Origin of the sequence: Peribacillus sedimenti (genome assembly GCF_046237635.1) — a bacterium.
In the GTDB taxonomy this organism is placed as follows: Bacteria; Bacillota; Bacilli; order Bacillales; family DSM-1321; genus Peribacillus; species Peribacillus sedimenti.
In genome coordinates, this window is sequence record NZ_CP143547.1 from 4,119,074 (window position 1) to 4,135,911 (window position 16,838).

Consider the following 16,838-nt stretch of genomic DNA (forward strand, 5'->3'; position numbering starts at 1 on the left):
TTGCTCAAATCAAGGATATAAAAAACAGGCCTTATAAAGACCTGTTCGCATTCTCATTCAAATGTAATTTTGTCTACTGTTTCACGGTCCAATTTCTTAATAACTTCGACAATCAGCTTAACCGCGTTTTCATAGTCATCCCTATGGAGCATGGCAGCATGTGAATGAATATATCTTGTTGCAATGGTGATTGCCAGTGCGGGAACACCATTCGCCGTCACGTGAATGGACCCTGCATCTGTTCCGCCGCCCGGAATAGACTCATACTGATATGGTATGTTCAATTCATCAGCCGTATCGGTTACCAGGTCTCTAAGGCCTTTATGAGAGACCATGGAAGCATCATAAATGACAATTTGCGGCCCATGTCCCATTTTGCTGAGTGCTTCCTTTTCTGTGACGCCAGGAGTGTCTCCAGCAATACCAACATCAACAGCAAACCCTATATCCGGCTGGATCTTGAACGTTGAAGTTTTTGCACCGCGGAGTCCAACCTCTTCCTGGACAGCCCCAACCCCATATACTATGTTTGGATGGTCTTGGCCCTTTAGCTGCTTTAGCACATCGATGGCAATTGCACAGCCAATCCGGTTATCCCATGCTTTAGCCAGCAGCATCTTTTCATTGTTCATTACTGTGAATTCAAAGTAAGGAACAACCATATCCCCTGGCCGAACTCCCCATTCCTGTGCTTCTTCTCTTGAAGATGCACCAATATCAATGAACATATCCTTAATCTCGATCGGTTTTTTTCTAGCTTCAGCAGAGAGAATGTGCGGCGGCTTTGAACCAATGACTCCTGTAACATCGCCTTTTCTGGTTACGATGGTCACCCTCTGCGCAAGCATGACCTGTGACCACCATCCGCCAACCGGCTGGAAGCGAAGGAAACCTTTGTCGTCAATCTGTGTGATCATAAAGCCTACTTCGTCCATATGCCCGGTAACTACAATTTTAGGCCCATTTTCTAGTCCGGTTTTTTTTGCAATCAAACTCCCTAAACCGTCCGTTTCAATTTCATCTGCGTACGGAGTTATGTATTCCTTCATTACTTTTCTTACCTGGCCTTCATTGCCGGGAATCCCGTTGGCATCGGTAAGGTCTTTAAGCATGGTTAAAGTTTCATCTAATTGTGCCATGAAAATGCGCCCCCTCTTTAAGTGGTGTCCGTCTAAAGATATTCTGTTCCATTCAAATTGTGCATAACAAAACTGGTTAGATGTACACGCTTATTTAATTATACAAAACTAATGAATATTCTCAAAACGATTAATATCCTTCCTTTTGTCTCGTATAATTTACCTTATTTTTTTTGTAATATGCATCTGCTGCTTCTTTTCTGTTAAGCCTGATGCATCGCTAATTCTACATATAATCGGATCTTGCTTCCATAACTTCGAGGAAAAGGAAAACATGCAGGCCGCGTATCCTGACGTTGCTGTAATCAGGCTTCACTCCGGGAGCTGATCAGTAAAAATAACCTTCCATTCCGAGGGAAAGTTTATACCGTCTGCGTACCGTTTCTTTCGCTGAGAGCCTTTGAGAGCCCCGGTACGCAAAAAAACCCTGTACGATAACATACAAGGCTATTTCAGCTAACAGGTTTTCTACTCATTCGTTTGAAAAAATTCCTGCCATTTGATGATCGTATTTTTTTCCCTCAACACATAAAGGAGGATCATAACGGTTGCTAAGATCACTGCCACCATTGTGGGGCTGAAGGCGGAGATATAACTTCCGAAGACAGTATAACCGAACGCCAGGGGTAAATTGGACAGAAAGGATTGGTTCACATAATGTTTAATGCCGCTGCTTTTTTCCATCAAACAAAGTGATAACAAATGAAAATGGACGAATGGCAATAGCCGCAGAACTGTTATTTGCCTGACGTTCAACGTCCGGTTCCCAAATAGCTTACTTTTCAGTTTCATCAATCGCTTCAATGTTTTTGGGAGTTTATTTATCGCCATGTAAAAAACAATACTGGATAATGTCAGCCCAATAACCGAGTATATAGAGCCCAATAACGAACCGAACAGTATTCCTCCCGATATACATACAACAGCTACAGGAACAAACAGAAACTGCCTAAAGATATGGAATAAGATAAAGAAGAACGGAGCAAAAACACTTCCTGAGCTTACGACGGCTGTAATGAGAGTAAGTTCTTCCATTCATGATTAGCCTCCCTGCGGTGTCTGTCTCGAACTCACTACAAGCATATACATGTGGCACTGTCCATATGCCTACAAACTGCCGACAGCTTATGTAATCAGTGATCAAACAGGAGTTCGCCCTTGAAGAATCAGCCCTTTATTGTTGGCGGATCATTCCATACACAAGCAGTATAATATGGCAAACCGCAAGGAAAGGGAGCCCTATTTTAAAGTTCAAATGTTTTGTTTTATGCCGGAAGACCTTCATCCCGGCGGTACCTCCAGCTGCTCCTCCAAATATGGCAAGCAGCCAAAGCGTCCTTTCACTGATGCGGAATCGGCCCTGCTGCGCTTTCCGCTTATCTGTGCCCATGGCGATAAAAGCAGCCGCATTGATGACGATACAATAAACCGCCAGCAAGCTAAAATTATCCAATATAAAACACTCCGTTTCTATATTAAAAAGCCATCCTCTCATGGAGAATGGCTTATAAGAAAAGATTACTTATCTAATTGCTGCTTAGCTGCAGTTGCTAATTGTGCAAATGCCTGCTCGTCAGCTATTGCAAGTTCAGCTAGCATTTTGCGGTTAACTTCGATACCAGCCAGCTTAAGACCATGCATTAAACGGCTGTAAGAAAGACCATTGATACGAGCTGCTGCATTGATACGAGCGATCCAAAGCTTACGGAAGTCGCGCTTTTTCTGGCGACGGTCACGGAAAGCATACATTAGAGATTTCATTACTTGCTGGTTAGCAACTTTATATAATGTATGTTTTGAACCATAATAACCTTTAGCTAATTTAAGAACTTTTTTACGACGTTTGCGAGTAACAGTACCGCCTTTTACACGTGGCATGTTATTTCCCTCCTATTTAAATCGATAGCACGATTACTTAATATTGTCTAACATGTGGCGAATGCGTTTGAAGTCACCTTTGCTTACAAGGCTAGCTTTGCGAAGCTTACGCTTAGCTTTAGTAGATTTGTTAGCGAATAAGTGGCTTGTGTAAGCGTGTGAACGTTTCAGCTTGCCGGATCCAGTTTTCTTGAAACGCTTTGCAGATCCGCGGTGAGTTTTCATTTTAGGCATAAGGTATTCCTCCTCATTACAATTACTTGTCGTTTTTCGGTGCTAAAACCAAGAACATGCTGCGCCCATCCATTTTAGGGTGAGTCTCAATAGTAGCCACCTCTTTGCATGCCGCTGAGAAACGGTCCAGAACACGCTGACCAATTTCTTTATGTGTAATGGCACGTCCCTTGAATCGGATAGAAGCTTTAACTTTATCCCCTTTTTCCAGGAACTTGATTGCATTGCGGAGCTTTGTATTGAAATCATGTTCTTCAATTGTTGGGCTCAGACGAACCTCTTTCAAGTTAATGATTTTTTGGTTCTTGCGTGATTCTTTATCTTTCTTTTGCTGCTCGAAACGGAATTTTCCGTAGTCCATGATACGGGCTACCGGAGGCTTTGCGTTTGCAGCAACTACAACTAAATCAAGGTTAACACGAGCGGCGATTTCCAATGCCTCGAATTTCGTTTTAATTCCCAACTGCTCGCCGTTTTGGTCAATTAGACGAAGTTCACGGGCACGAATACCCTCGTTTACCATCATGTCTTTACTAATAGTTAGCCACCTCCAAGGTTATTTAGCGAATACTGAGTTTTAGAAAATATTCGTAGTACCAATCCTAAACTACTCACCATGATCTGCAGCGCAATACTCACTTGTAAGCATTAAAAAAGTGTGGATGCTATAAACACCCACACAGATAGACTAAGTAGAATAAATCCAAATAATCAAATCATGAACCTGCCAACTGCATTATCTGCGTCACTCAGGTGAGAAGCGGGTGCCTCTTCTTTTCCTATAACACGTATTCAATTCACCTTAGAAAATATATCATAAATCATGATGATAGTCAATTCATAACTTGTTTTTTACAACAACAAAAATTATATTACCAGAGTCTTATATGATTTGCAACCTATTTTCGTTAATTTCAAGTAAACCAAACTCAGTTTTTTCATATAAGCTTAGATAAATAATATTCATCCACATAATGCCCATCAATATAGAGCGAATCCCGCTTAGTACCTTCTATTCGAAAGCCTCTTTTTTTATACAAGGCCAGTGCCGCTGTGTTATTTGCCAGGACGGTAAGTTCTATTCGGCGGATGCCCTTTCTACTGGCCCAGTCTTCCATGAATTCAAACAGGAGCGTTCCAACTCCTTTTCCTCTTGCGTGTTCGGCAACTCCTACAACCAGGTAGATTCTATGCCTGACCCTTATAGGCGTGTTTCCAATGATGATCAAATATCCCGCAAGCTCTCCGGATAATTCGGCGACCAGCAGTTCTGACTGCGGGTCATCATTTAATCTTACAATTGTTTTCAGCTGTGCTTCCTCTGTAAGTTTTCTTTCTCCCGGACCAAATAACATAGTATTGGATTCTTCCACCGAATGAATCAAATCTGCCAATTTTGCCGCATCTTCTGGAACAGCTTTTCTAATAATCATTGCTAATCCCCCATCATCACGTAAGTTTGATTTTTAAATCAGTTGACAGATAATACACTAGAGTACAATATTAATTGTTTATTTGTGATGTTATGGTAGTCGAACCATGATTTTTAAAGATAATATACTCTGAATAGAGGAACATTTTTCATAAGGTAATCTATATTAAACATTTTATTAACTTCTTTAAAACAAAAAGGATTTAGTATGAAATAGCCAAAAATTCTCTGAATTTACTAAAGAATGTTGTGAGAGCATGATGTTTTTGATATCCACAATGGGGTTTATGATAGAAATTCCACGCTTTATGGGCGAAATGCTAAAGTTTATGATCGCTATCCGTGAGCCATGATCGTAATTCGTTATTTATGCTCGAAATCTGTATTTTATGCTCGAACTGCAATTTATGATCGATTTGGCTTTTCAGTTTTCGAGGGAAAGGAACAGGTATCATTGAAATTCACAGTTTATACTCCAGTCTGAAATTTTGATTGAATTTCCGGACATAAATCGAAGTAAAAATTTAAAACAGCTTGCTAGCTTCTGTATTGACTTTATTAAACAACCCATATGCCTACCCAGTACAAATACAGACCCACGTTACACCCTACCTGAATCAAAAAAGGGAAGCACCAAAAGTGCTTCCCGGTTGTAGAATCTTAAAATATACAGTCAGCAGCCAAGCCATCAATGGCTGACTTCTTCTTTTAATGAACGCATGAAGTCTTCAAATGCTACAGTATTTGATGCCTGCTGTCCATACTTACGCACATTCACACTGCCTTCTTTAATTTCGTTGTCACCCACAACGAGCATATATGGAATTTTCTGCATTTGAGACTCACGGATCTTGTAGCCGATTTTCTCATCGCGCTGGTCCAATTCTACACGGAAGCCTTCAGCCTGCAGCTTCTCCCTTACTTCCTTTGCATAATCAAGATGAACATCGGGAGAAACAGGGATGACTTGTACCTGTACCGGTGCCAGCCATGTCGGGAATGCTCCTTTGTATTCTTCAATTAAGAAAGCAACAAAACGTTCCATTGTAGATACGACTCCGCGGTGGATAACAACAGGGCGATGCGGCTTGCCATCCTCGCCTACATAGCTAAGGTCAAAACGCTCAGGCAATAGGAAATCCAGCTGTACAGTAGACAGAGTCTCATCCTTTCCTAATGCAGTTCTTACCTGGACATCCAGCTTTGGCCCATAAAAAGCCGCTTCTCCTTCTGCCTCGAAATATTCAAGTCCCAGGTCATCCATGGCATCCTTCAGCATGCCCTGCGCCTTTTCCCACATTGCATCATCGTTGTAATATTTTTCAGTGTCCTGTGGATCACGGTAAGAAAGACGGAAAGTATAATCCTTGATATTAAAGTCTTTATAAACAGCTAATATCAGGTTTACAACGCGTTTGAATTCATCCTTGATCTGATCTGGGCGGACAAAAATATGGGCATCATTCAAAGTCATCCCCCGCACACGCTGAAGTCCGGAAAGTGCACCAGACATCTCATAGCGGTGCATTGTCCCAAGCTCTGCGATACGGATTGGAAGTTCCCGGTAGCTGTGGATGCTGTTTTTGTATACCATCATGTGATGAGGACAGTTCATCGGACGCAGAACAAGCTGTTCATTATCCATATCCATAACCGGGAACATATCCTCCTGGTAATGCTCCCAGTGTCCGGAAGTCTTATACAAATCAACACTTCCCATGATCGGAGTGTATACATGTTCGTATCCAAGACGCTGTTCTTTATCAACGATGTAACGCTCAATTACCCTGCGGATTGTTGCACCCTTTGGGAGCCATAGAGGAAGTCCCTGGCCTACCAATTGAGAGCTTGTAAAGAGGCTAAGCTCTTTCCCCAGCTTTCTATGGTCACGCTCTTTCGCTTCTTCCAGCAAGCGAAGGTGTTCTTCCAGGTCTTCTTTCTTGAAGAACGCAGTTCCGTATATACGCTGGAGCATCTTATTGTCGCTGTCGCCTCTCCAATAAGCACCGGCGATGCTCATTAATTTGAATTCCTTTATCTTGCCTGTGGATGGAACATGAATCCCGCGGCAAAGATCAAAAAATTCTCCCTGCTCATATATAGTTACCTGATCTTCTGCAGGAATCGCTTCAATTAATTCAAGCTTATACTCATCGCCAATCTCTTCAAAGCGTCTTACCGCTTCATCGCGGCTCACTTCCACACGGTGGATATCAAGATTCTCATTGACGATTTTTTTCATTTCCTTCTCAATCTTCGGAAGGTCTTCAGGTGTTAAGGACTCTTCCAGATCCATATCGTAGTAAAAACCGCCTTCAATGACTGGCCCAACACCAAATTTGGCATTCTTATACAGGCGTTTAATCGCCTGTGCCATTAAGTGGGCAGTGCTATGGCGAAGTACTTCAAGGGCTTCCTTGCTGTCCTGGGTTACAATTTCAATCGGCCCATCAGCTTCTAGGGGGCGTCTTAAGTCGTACAGTTGTCCGTTGAATTTACCGGCGATTGACTTCTTTTTTAACCCCGGGCTAATCGAAGCTGCAATGTCTTCTGTAGTCGTTCCCCTTTGAAACTCCTTCACCGCTCCATCTGGAAAACTAACTTTAATCATTTCAGACATACAGTCTCACTCCTTCGTTTTAATTAATTCGTTTTGCCAGGGGCCTGGCTATTTCCGGGATAAACGCAAAAAAGCCCGCCCCTGTATATAAATACAGGGACGAGCTTATTAATTGTTTTATATAAACCCGCGGTTCCACCCTCGTTTCAATCCGGCTAAGCAGATCGACACTTATAACTGATAACGGCAGCATCCCGTCAGCCAATACTTACACGAATGCTTTCATAGCTGAAGTTTAGAGGTGGTAGGTGCCCTAACCGTATTAGGAAGCTTTCAGCCATGTCTTCCCTCTCTGCAAACCGTTTTTAGAATACCCATATCCTCATCATAACTTATGGAAATATTATGTTTCATAGTATGTAGGAAATTATAATTTGTTATGTACAGAAAATCAAGTCAAATTAAGAAGAATTTTAAGGTATGGATGAAGTGCTCTTTCTATAATTACTCACCAATCGGTGTCTGTACCGCGCTGTAAAAGCCTTTAACAGAACGGACGACAGTACGCTCCTCAAATATGCGGATGACAGTTTGAATCAGCCCGTCCTCCCTTTCATCCGTATATATTTGCAAGGTTTGGGGCGCTATGGAGATTAGCGGTGCAATGGTCGTCGAATCAATATACACCGGATTCTCCGACAATAGCTTTCTGTCGATCAATTTATGTATCACCTGTTTCCCCATTTCCCTAAATTGCGAGTCATAAAAGTGGAAGCCGTTATGGTGCAAAAGGTGGATTACATCCATTTTCGATTCGGTATTATTTAAAAAATCGCGAAGGGTTGCGATGAAGTTTTGGTAGTCCTGCTCCAATTTATATTCATCAATTGCATTCTCAACGAATACGAGCAGCGATTCATGGAAGGATTTCAATCGAAATGTAGCAAACGAATCAAATGAGAACGAAATGTGCCCGAGCAAAAAACTGCATAGTCCTTCATGGAGAATCTGTCTTTCTTTTGAAAAAATGGCATCGCGTGTTTCAATCATTTTTGTTTCGATAAGGGAGTACGCAATTTCTACGATTGTATCAATCTCTTCCTGTTCCCGATAAAAGAACTTTTGCCTTAGGATGTTTTCCATCAGGCTAAGGAGTTTATGTTCAAGTAGAAACCTGTAAAACACATCGCTCAGCAAATTGACGAGCTTGCCCGTATAGTTTGCCTTCATATTAACAAACAATCCCTTTTCATCTTCAAATACTATATATTCATTTAATTCCCGCCCAAATGGATGGGCAGAAACATACTGTAGCATTTTCATGGCTTCTGATGGTTTTTCAAAATGAATGTATAACAATAAAACCCCCCCTAAACCCTTTCCTGATATATGTATATGGAAGGGCCGGTTTGTTTAGAAGTAGAATGGGTACCAGTTTGGGACAAATATGACTGCTAGACTACAAAAAAAAGCAAGCCAGTGTCAGCGGCACTGGCTTGCATGGTATTCATGCCCTTCTGTTCTCTCCCTGAAGCAGAAGAGGTTCGGCAAGATATTTGATTCGTTCCATGATTCTTGCTGCCTTGACCTCCTCTTTCTCTCCTCTCTGAGAAAAGGTAAAGTGATTTTGAAGGCCAGCGTAATCAAAATTGGATGTAAAGAAGGTGGGCATATTTTCAAGCATCCTGAATTGTAAAATCGGACCTAGAACTTCATCCCTTGCCCAGCTGCTCATCGTTTCTGCACCGAAATCATCAAACATGAGCACCGGAGCTTTCTTTATCATTTCAATTTTTTCGTTAACTGTGTTATCTCCTATAGCTGCCTTGATTTCGCGTAAAAAGTCTGGAACATACACAATCATGGAAGGTATATTCTTTGCTGCCAATTCATTGGCTATTGCCCCCAGCAAATAGGTCTTGCCTACGCCAAAACTCCCATATAAGTACAGCCCTTTTTGCTTCTTGCCTTCAGCATACTCTTCGACAAAGCTGGTTGCCTTGTCGACTGCCTCCATTCGATAATCACCTCTGTCGCTCTGATAAAAATCTTCAAGTGTCGCCGACAGGATTTCCTTAGGAACGTAGAGGCTTTGGATGAGTTTTTGCTGCTTGCTCTTTTCATCATGAATAAGCTTGCGTGGACAAGCTTCATATTGCAGGTCTATCAAGTTGCCACGTATGACAAGCTTTGGGTGATACCCCTGCATCATGTTAATACAGCCGTCCAGGCTTGGGCATTTATCGCACATCTTGCTTTGGGCTGAAAATTCATAGAGTTTGCTTAAACTTTTGTCAACCATTTCCTTTGTGATACGGGAGCTGTTTTCATTCAGAAAAAGCCTGACGCTTTTGTCGTTAAGAACCTCATTTTTTAGATGTTCATAGCGTTTAAGAAAATCTGTACTGTTTGTGAGTTTGCTTAAAGAATCGCCGATTTTTTCCATTATTCATTCACCCCCTGCTTTTTAGCTTCTTCAGTCTTTCCTCCAGCTGGCGTTTACGTTCCTCGGTTTCTTTATCCGCTTTGTTTTGCTTTCTATCCGCCATTGCTGGAGCATTCTCTTCTTTCAGCCACTCCGGAACTATTTCACTCCTGGTAGCTCTTTTTTGTATATTCCTGCCATCCTTTTTGCCTTGAGCCCATAATTGATACTGGTTTTCCTCCCGTTTTGCCAGATCCATCGCTTGTTTAACAGTCTCAACCTTTTTCCGTGCCCAATGACTGGCAATTTTCTCAATATAGCTCTTAGTTAGCTTCATATCCGTCTTTAGCATTACATACTCAATGAGGACATTCACGACGCCCGGATTCAAGTTTTGGTTCATCATAATTCCTTCGATAATCTGCAAATCTGAATTAGATGGCTCCGCACCGCCAGAGAGCTGCATTAATCTTTCTCTGGGAGACACAGTTTCCAAATGGCGAATCAGCTGTTCCTCCTTGGTAACAGGCTCATTTTTTTGTGACTGCAATATCGCAGGCTGCACTCTGTCAATCAAGGAGGGCATCTCATTGCTATACTCTATCTGATACCAGTCTCTTGCCGCTTTTCGGAGGGCTTCAATATCAATTTCATTCTGCACATCCAAGGAACCAATCACAAGCTTCTGCATTTGCAGAACGTCAATACCATATAGGAAAGAAAGCTTGGCAATGGTATCCTTCACCTTTGGAGTGAAAGCCTTTGAGGGTATTAAGGAAGACTTAATGCCGGCGAGCAAAAGGTCAAAATCAAACAATTCATCAAATCCCTTTGTGTCTCCAGCCTGCGCCTTACTAAAGAAATTGGTTCCTTTTTCAGGAAGCAGCTCCTCTCTCGCTTCGTCAGTGACATATAGAGAATCCAACTGGTCTGAGGCAAATACCTCTGTAAACGACTTTGTCACATTATCATATTGGTCTGTAGCTATCACTTGGTCGGAAAAAAGCTTTTTGAGCCTGCCAAATTGGACCTTACCCACTTTTTTATACAAATAAATATTTAGCATGCCGTCCGTAAAAAATTGCTCCGGTGAAAGAGGAGCATTCAATTCATAAACAAAATTGGTTTCCTCTTCTCCTTTGTTTTTATAAACATTGAGCAGCCCTATGCCTTCCAGTTTAATCCTTGCCGAATAAATGTCTGCCAGGTTAAGTCCCATTGCATTCATTAAATTATAATGAAGCGAGGATTGTGACCAGAGGCGGTTTTCTTCCAATTCACTCCATAGAGTCATATACAAACTGACGCAAACCGGTCCGATTAAAGGCTGGTATAGCAGAGTAATTATTTTACGGTCGTATTCATGAAGAAGCCCAGCAGCCGATACCATATATCTGTCTACCGGAAGCAGTTCTTGCCAATGCTTTGTCATAGCTTCAAAACCTTTCCTTTCACTCTTTCATCGAAACACTCTCTAGGTGGCAAGCTAAAAAAGAGCCAAAGGATGATTTCTTCAGCTCTGATTTCGTTCTTTATTTATTAGTTCCTTAAGTTCATCTATGAAGACATTGATATCTTTAAATTGCCTGTAAACCGAGGCAAAGCGCACGTATGCCACCTCATCCACCTTGGCAAGCTTGTCCATTACCATTTCACCAATATCGTCGCTTTTCACTTCCGAGACCCCCTGGTTCCGTAGCTCCTTTTCGACGTGATTGGTAATATCCTCAAGTTCTTTTAAGGGAACCGGCCTTTTTTCACAGGCCTTAATCAGCCCACGCAATATTTTATCCCTGCTGAACTCTTCACGGGTTCCTTCTTTTTTAACTACAATAAGCGGTATTTCTTCCACCTTTTCAAATGTAGTAAATCGGAATCCGCATGCCTCGCATTCCCTTCGCCTTCGTATCGATTTACTCTCATCTACCGGGCGGGAATCCAACACTCTTGTTCCATTATATTGACAGGATGGGCACTTCATAACAATCAGCTCCGGAATCAAATGATTATACTTTGTAATGAAAAACAGGTGTACAGTACAGGAGAGAACTTACGGACGGATGCCCCTTCCCCGCTTTCCTGCACCTATGGTTGTAAGTTTTTGATCAAGGCCGCCGTATGCCTCGCTAATTTGCTTTCTTAACGCAGGGTAAATTCCAGCAATAGACTTTTTATCCGAAGAAGCAGTAAAGTCAACAGCTGTTTCAAATGGTTTAACAGTTATGCATGTCGCTACCAGAAATATTTTTGGAGAAGTAAGCGTTTCTATAAACATTTCTCCATGCTCCTTGGAGACAGACCGTATTTTATAATTGCGTTGATTGGAAAACACTTCTTGCAGCGAAGATAGGGCCTGGTCTGCCGTAGCTTTATAGTATCTGGTCAAAAGCTGTTCATCCGAATGCTTTTCACTTGTTTCGCACTGCTGTGAATATCTTTGGAACAATGTCTGAAACAATCCCACTTATACATCATCCTTAGACTTAATTTCAGGTTTATTTTATAAAAATTTGAACTCCCGCACACATTTCTCCGAGCCAAAGACACCGGCTCCCTGCATGATGATACCCCTATTATACATGTTTATGTGAAATTTAAATAGCGAATCAAATAACAAATGCTTATGTAAAACTTGTCACTTCACGCTTCTACCGGAATACACATAGTTTTGCATCAAAAAAGAGATGCAGTCAATTCTACATCTCTTGCGGCTTCTTCTTATAGGGCATTTGCCTTGTTTTGTTTAACTTGAACAGGACCCATGCCACGAGGAAGTTCAATAATTTCGCGAGTCTGTGCATGTAATGCTTCTGCAATATAGTCTGCAGCAATGTTAGGATCTAGATCTCCGCATGTGTAGACATCAATGCTTGCGTAACCATGTTCGGGAAAACTGTGAATGGTCAAATGTGATTCAGAAATGATGACCACACCGCTTACTCCCTGTGGCGCAAACTTATGGAAAGTTACTTCACGTACCTCTGCACCAGATTTCAATGCAGCATCAACAAAGATTTGTTCAATTAACTGAACATCGTTTAATTTTCCAACGTCACAACCCCAAAGCTCTGAAATGACATGCCTTCCCATTGTTTCCATGTTCAAGTTCCCCCTTTAAACATGATTTGGAATCTAACCCAATAATCTAACAAACAACTACCACGGGGGAAAGTTAGTCCAAAGAGGTCCTAACCCTTTAAGTAGCTATTTATGAACTATAACAAGTTCACGAGTCATAGTATACTTTGTTTATTTTTGATTTGCAATAAATCTATTTATTTTTTTAGGTTCTATATTCCTCCCCAGGTTGACCGCAATATAGAAGCATTCTTAATTATTAAAAGCCGACTTTGCAGCTATGAAATGTTTTATGTCAAAAAAAACCTGCTGATGAGAACAGCAGGTTTAGCAGGCAGGTATCCTATTTATCCAACCTTGACGTGTTGCATGCTAAGCAATTCATGGGCTACATATTTCGCAAGATCCACTACTCTTGTTGAATATCCCCACTCATTATCGTACCAGGCAAGCACTTTTACCTTAGTTTCTCCAATCACCATGGTAGAAAGCCCATCAATGATAGCAGAGTGTGGATTGCTGTTAAAGTCAACGGAAACCAATGGCTTTGTCGTAAAATCCAAAATGCCGCTTAAAGATCCTAATGAAGCAGCTAAGAAAGCATCGTTAATCTGCTCAACGGTTACCTCCTGCTTTAAATCCACGACCAGGTCTACCAGGGACACATTAGGTGTAGGGACACGGAGTGCCATACCATGAAGCTTGCCCTTCAAATGGGGCAGTACAAGCGAAAGAGCCTTGGCAGCTCCGGTAGTAGTCGGAATGATACTTTGTCCGCAAGCACGTGCACGCCTTAGGTCCTTATGCGGGTTATCTATATTTTTCTGATCGTTTGTATAGGCATGTACTGTTGTCATTAAACCATTCTCTATCCCAAATTGCTCATCCAGTATCTTCACCACAGGTGCCAGACAATTGGTTGTACAAGATGCGTTAGAAATGACATGGTGCTTATCGATTTTAAGCGCGCCCTCATTTACACCCATTACAATGGTAACATCTTCATTTTTACCTGGAGCAGTCAGAATCACTTTTTTGGCGCCAGCCTCCAGATGCTGTGCTGCTTTCTCCCTATCATTGAATTTACCAGTTGCTTCTATGACGATATCTATGTTCATCTCTTTCCACGGAAGCTGTTTTGGATCCCGGTTGTTTATTAACTGAACACGGTGGCCATTTACTATGAGAGCACCTTCCTCGGCAGCCACCTCTCCTTCAAATTTTCCATGATTTGTATCGTATTGTATTAAATGAGCTAATGTTTCTGCAGGATAGCTTGCATTAATTGCTATAATATCGAGATTACCTTCCAATATTGCCTGACGGAAAACCATTCTTCCAATTCTACCAAACCCGTTGATTGCTATTCTCGCCTTCATTTATTCGGCCCTCCAGAATTAATGTTATACTTTTTCGGATTATTCTTGGAATTAGTATAACATATTAACGAAAAAATGTGAGGACTAAATGTATAATTTTTTTAATTTTCCAACCTGTTTGTAATTTATCTTGTAAAATATCTATTTTCATCAAATTCATACAAAAAAGGAAAGCCCAAGTCGGCTTTCCTGATGTTATATACGGGTTTTTGGAAAAATACATTTTGGTATCATGCTACGGTTATGCCCAAGAATCACCATGCCAGGTTAATCCCGTCCTGGAGTTAGAAACCAAGATTTATAGAATACCCATATTATGCAAGGCGGCTTTAACCTGACGCTTCGTTTCAGAGATATCTCCATTATTATCAATGACTACGTCAGCCAGTTCTTTTTTTTGAGTAAGCGGCATTTGAGAGGAAATTCTGGCCTTAGCTTCCTTTTCATCCAGCTGGTTTCTGTTCATTAAACGTCCCAATTGAATATCAGGGTCAACATAAACAAGAATCGTTTTATCCACCATATGGGTTAGATTGCTTTCAAACAGAAGAGGAATATCCATAAAAACCGTGTTTTCTCCACGCAAGAAAGCCAGCTCCTTTTGTTCATTCATCCATGCCCTAACAGCTGGATGGACAATACTATTCAGCAACAGCCTCTTTTCTTCATTATGAAATATTATTGCTCCCAATCTGGGGCGGTTGATCGATCCGTCAGCACCAATGATTTCTTGCCCAAATGCTTCCACGATTTGATTGAATGCCTTCTCCCCCGGTTCGGCCACCACTCGTGCTGCTATATCTGCATCGATAATTATATAGCCTAATTCCTCTCTGATATAACTGCTGACTGTACTCTTGCCGCTTGCAATTCCCCCGGTAATGCCTATCACCTGTCCCATACAAAGCTCCTTAATCGTTCAAAATTTTATAACTCCGATTATGATAAGTAAAACTCCGGGAAGAAAAGTAATTTTTCTAATTAGATGGTTCTCTGCCAGCAGCTTTCCGCTCTGTACGCCTCCCCATATGAATAAACCGCTCATGGACGCTGAGATTATAGACAGAATGATAGGTGATATGCCAATCATAGCCGCCGCTATCCCAGCACCAAAGGCATCCAAAGAAAGAGCCAATCCAAGCATGAAGGCTTCAATCCCATTGATTGCACCTGATTTATCAAAATCAGCTGTTAAAGGTTTGCGCAGAATGTTGATAACTAATCCAAGAGACTTGATTTCCAGATTAATCAAAGTTTTCTCATGCTTTTCTTCCATTTGTTTTTCGGGCCTGAAATATTGATATACCACCCAGCATCCAATGAAGATAAGTATCGAGCCGCCAATCTTTTCTGCAGTTACTGCTGAGAAAAAACGGCTAATCATTTCCCCAATCGTCATGGAAACACCTAGACTGATAGCAGAACAACATGCAATCACTGCTATAGATGCCACTGAAATCTTCATTTTTTTCAGCCCATATGTCAGTCCTACGCCAAAACTGTCAATACTTACGGCAAAAGCAAGAAATAATAGCTGCAGCCACATATAATGGACGCTCCCTCCCTCCCTAGTGCTAGGATAGTATATGGAAGGAGCAAATTGGGTGTGTGTCATTATTACAAACAAAATCGGCAATTGAAATTATGTGACATTCTTTTCTTGCTGCAGGCGTTCAGCCCATTCGGAATCATTAGATATGCGTTGAAGTGCCTTGGGAACATCCTCCTTGCGTTAAGTCTTATGCCTGCTGCGGCTGGATGAACGGTCTGATTTTTCTCATTATACAACTAGTTGGCGCTAGCCGTTGTGGCTGCAGGGGAACGGCCACCTCGATGTCTTAAGTCTGTCGCGATTTTTGGAGCCTTTCGTTTTTCTTAATTACAGTGGCTGGCAGGATGGACATATATGAGTCCCTCTTCCGCCTACTGTCAGCTTTTCAAGCGGTTTGCCGCAGCGCTTGCACTCCTCGCCCTTTCGTCCGTAAACGAAAAGCTCAAGCTGGAACATCCCGATTTGTCCCTGAGAGTTGACATACGACCGGATAGTACTGCCGCCTTTCTCAACGGCTTCCGATAATGTTTGGACAATTTCATTGTGCAAGCGTTCGATTTCCTCATCAGTTAATGTCGATGCGATTCTTTCAGGATGTATTCCTGACCTGAATAAGGATTCATCAACATATATATTGCCAATACCCACTACTATGGTTTGGTCGAGGAGAACGGGTTTTATTTTTCTGTTCGTTCTTGCCAGCCTTTCAGCCAAATATTCTATAGTAAATCCTTCGGACAAAGGTTCAGGACCAAGGTGGAGAAGAGGCAGCTCATTTAATTCCCTGCCCTTTGCGAACAGATGCATCGTGCCGAATTTCCGGACATCGCGATATCTCAACTGGGATCCGTCGGTAAAGTTAAAGATTACATGTGTGTGCTTATCATAAGGCTCCTCTTCAGGATAGAGCCCATATTTTCCTTCCATCCTCAAGTGGGAAACCATAGCATAGTCATCCAGCTGGAAAATTAAAAATTTCCCCCTTCGCCCTATCGAATGAATAGTCTGCCCCTTGAGGGCGTCGCGGAACTGTTCAACATCGAGCGGTGCTTTAATTATTTTTGGCCAGAAAACCGAAACATGATCAATGGTTTTCCCCACCACAAGCTGTTCAAGTGTCCTCCGTACTGTTTCAACTTCAGGTAGTTCAGGCATATGGCG

At 41.8% G+C, this 16,838-nt stretch carries 18 protein-coding genes and 1 other annotated feature; all 18 genes read right to left on the reverse strand.

What is annotated here, in order from left to right; genetic code table 11:
• Positions 1-53 precede the first annotated feature (53 nt).
• Complete coding sequence (locus V1500_RS20215; protein ID WP_409302085.1) at positions 54-1,139, reverse strand: M42 family metallopeptidase; 1,086 nt, start codon at positions 1,137-1,139, stop codon at positions 54-56.
• 468 nt (positions 1,140-1,607) lie between these two features.
• Complete coding sequence (locus V1500_RS20220; RefSeq protein ID WP_409302087.1) at positions 1,608-2,174, reverse strand: TVP38/TMEM64 family protein; 567 nt, start codon at positions 2,172-2,174, stop codon at positions 1,608-1,610.
• A gap of 139 nt (positions 2,175-2,313) precedes the next feature.
• Complete coding sequence (locus V1500_RS20225; RefSeq protein WP_409302088.1) at positions 2,314-2,592, reverse strand: DUF1294 domain-containing protein; 279 nt, start codon at positions 2,590-2,592, stop codon at positions 2,314-2,316.
• Positions 2,593-2,657: 65 nt separating this feature from the next.
• Complete coding sequence (gene rplT, locus V1500_RS20230; RefSeq protein ID WP_409302090.1) at positions 2,658-3,017, reverse strand: 50S ribosomal protein L20; 360 nt, start codon at positions 3,015-3,017, stop codon at positions 2,658-2,660.
• 33 nt (positions 3,018-3,050) lie between these two features.
• Positions 3,051-3,251, reverse strand: coding sequence for a 50S ribosomal protein L35 (rpmI, locus tag V1500_RS20235; protein WP_028392188.1), 201 nt, complete (start codon positions 3,249-3,251; stop codon positions 3,051-3,053).
• Positions 3,252-3,273: 22 nt separating this feature from the next.
• Positions 3,274-3,777 (reverse strand): translation initiation factor IF-3, encoded by a 504-nt coding sequence (gene infC, locus V1500_RS20240; protein WP_409302091.1) that lies wholly within the window; start codon positions 3,775-3,777, stop codon positions 3,274-3,276.
• 118 nt (positions 3,778-3,895) lie between these two features.
• Positions 3,896-4,033 (reverse strand) — a sequence feature (ribosomal protein L20 leader region).
• A 156-nt stretch (positions 4,034-4,189) separates the two neighbouring features.
• Positions 4,190-4,684, reverse strand: coding sequence for a GNAT family N-acetyltransferase (locus V1500_RS20245; protein WP_409302093.1), 495 nt, complete (start codon positions 4,682-4,684; stop codon positions 4,190-4,192).
• A gap of 687 nt (positions 4,685-5,371) precedes the next feature.
• Positions 5,372-7,303, reverse strand: coding sequence for a threonine--tRNA ligase (gene thrS, locus V1500_RS20250; protein WP_409302095.1), 1,932 nt, complete (start codon positions 7,301-7,303; stop codon positions 5,372-5,374).
• 444 nt (positions 7,304-7,747) lie between these two features.
• Complete coding sequence (gene ytxC / locus V1500_RS20255; protein WP_409302097.1) at positions 7,748-8,602, reverse strand: sporulation protein YtxC; 855 nt, start codon at positions 8,600-8,602, stop codon at positions 7,748-7,750.
• 148 nt (positions 8,603-8,750) lie between these two features.
• Positions 8,751-9,689: a primosomal protein DnaI gene (gene dnaI / locus V1500_RS20260; RefSeq protein WP_409302099.1), complete on the reverse strand. Its 939-nt coding sequence runs from the start codon at positions 9,687-9,689 to the stop codon at positions 8,751-8,753.
• Positions 9,690-9,696: 7 nt separating this feature from the next.
• A complete protein-coding gene (locus tag V1500_RS20265) occupies positions 9,697-11,100 on the reverse strand; it encodes a replication initiation and membrane attachment family protein (RefSeq protein WP_409302101.1) in 1,404 nt (467 codons plus the stop codon).
• A gap of 81 nt (positions 11,101-11,181) precedes the next feature.
• Entirely contained in the window at positions 11,182-11,649 is a 468-nt protein-coding gene (gene nrdR, locus V1500_RS20270) for a transcriptional regulator NrdR (protein WP_409302102.1), read from the reverse strand.
• Positions 11,650-11,718: 69 nt separating this feature from the next.
• The gene (locus tag V1500_RS20275; RefSeq protein ID WP_409302104.1) at positions 11,719-12,132 is read right to left on the reverse strand and encodes a hypothetical protein; all 414 of its coding nucleotides are present in this window, start codon (positions 12,130-12,132) and stop codon (positions 11,719-11,721) included.
• Between the two features lie 254 nt (positions 12,133-12,386).
• Positions 12,387-12,767 carry an adenosylmethionine decarboxylase gene (speD, locus tag V1500_RS20280; protein WP_409302106.1) on the reverse strand — a complete coding sequence of 127 codons (381 nt, stop codon included), beginning with the start codon at positions 12,765-12,767 and terminating at the stop codon, positions 12,387-12,389.
• A gap of 326 nt (positions 12,768-13,093) precedes the next feature.
• Entirely contained in the window at positions 13,094-14,125 is a 1,032-nt protein-coding gene (locus tag V1500_RS20285) for a glyceraldehyde-3-phosphate dehydrogenase (protein ID WP_409302108.1), read from the reverse strand.
• 298 nt (positions 14,126-14,423) lie between these two features.
• Entirely contained in the window at positions 14,424-15,026 is a 603-nt protein-coding gene (gene coaE / locus V1500_RS20290) for a dephospho-CoA kinase (protein WP_409302110.1), read from the reverse strand.
• A gap of 18 nt (positions 15,027-15,044) precedes the next feature.
• Entirely contained in the window at positions 15,045-15,671 is a 627-nt protein-coding gene (ytaF, locus tag V1500_RS20295) for a sporulation membrane protein YtaF (RefSeq protein WP_409302111.1), read from the reverse strand.
• A 333-nt stretch (positions 15,672-16,004) separates the two neighbouring features.
• Positions 16,005-16,832: a DNA-formamidopyrimidine glycosylase gene (gene mutM / locus V1500_RS20300; protein ID WP_409302112.1), complete on the reverse strand. Its 828-nt coding sequence runs from the start codon at positions 16,830-16,832 to the stop codon at positions 16,005-16,007.
• Positions 16,833-16,838 lie beyond the last annotated feature (6 nt).

Bases quoted from the DNA above. Each gene is read 5' to 3' on its own strand.
- V1500_RS20245 (WP_409302093.1), bottom strand. From the start codon at position 4,684: ATGATTATTAGAAAAGCTGTTCCAGAAGATGCGGCAAAATTGGCAGAT.
- V1500_RS20265 (WP_409302101.1), bottom strand. From the start codon at position 11,100: ATGACAAAGCATTGGCAAGAACTGCTTCCGGTAGACAGATATATGGTA.
- V1500_RS20215 (WP_409302085.1), bottom strand. From the start codon at position 1,139: ATGGCACAATTAGATGAAACTTTAACCATGCTTAAAGACCTTACCGAT.
- rpmI (WP_028392188.1), bottom strand. From the start codon at position 3,251: ATGCCTAAAATGAAAACTCACCGCGGATCTGCAAAGCGTTTCAAGAAA.
- mutM (WP_409302112.1), bottom strand. From the start codon at position 16,832: ATGCCTGAACTACCTGAAGTTGAAACAGTACGGAGGACACTTGAACAG.
- V1500_RS20220 (WP_409302087.1), bottom strand. From the start codon at position 2,174: ATGGAAGAACTTACTCTCATTACAGCCGTCGTAAGCTCAGGAAGTGTT.
- nrdR (WP_409302102.1), bottom strand. From the start codon at position 11,649: ATGAAGTGCCCATCCTGTCAATATAATGGAACAAGAGTGTTGGATTCC.
- infC (WP_409302091.1), bottom strand. From the start codon at position 3,777: ATGATGGTAAACGAGGGTATTCGTGCCCGTGAACTTCGTCTAATTGAC.
- thrS (WP_409302095.1), bottom strand. From the start codon at position 7,303: ATGTCTGAAATGATTAAAGTTAGTTTTCCAGATGGAGCGGTGAAGGAG.
- speD (WP_409302106.1), bottom strand. From the start codon at position 12,767: ATGGAAACAATGGGAAGGCATGTCATTTCAGAGCTTTGGGGTTGTGAC.
- coaE (WP_409302110.1), bottom strand. From the start codon at position 15,026: ATGGGACAGGTGATAGGCATTACCGGGGGAATTGCAAGCGGCAAGAGT.
- V1500_RS20285 (WP_409302108.1), bottom strand. From the start codon at position 14,125: ATGAAGGCGAGAATAGCAATCAACGGGTTTGGTAGAATTGGAAGAATG.
- rplT (WP_409302090.1), bottom strand. From the start codon at position 3,017: ATGCCACGTGTAAAAGGCGGTACTGTTACTCGCAAACGTCGTAAAAAA.
- dnaI (WP_409302099.1), bottom strand. From the start codon at position 9,689: ATGGAAAAAATCGGCGATTCTTTAAGCAAACTCACAAACAGTACAGAT.
- ytaF (WP_409302111.1), bottom strand. From the start codon at position 15,671: ATGTGGCTGCAGCTATTATTTCTTGCTTTTGCCGTAAGTATTGACAGT.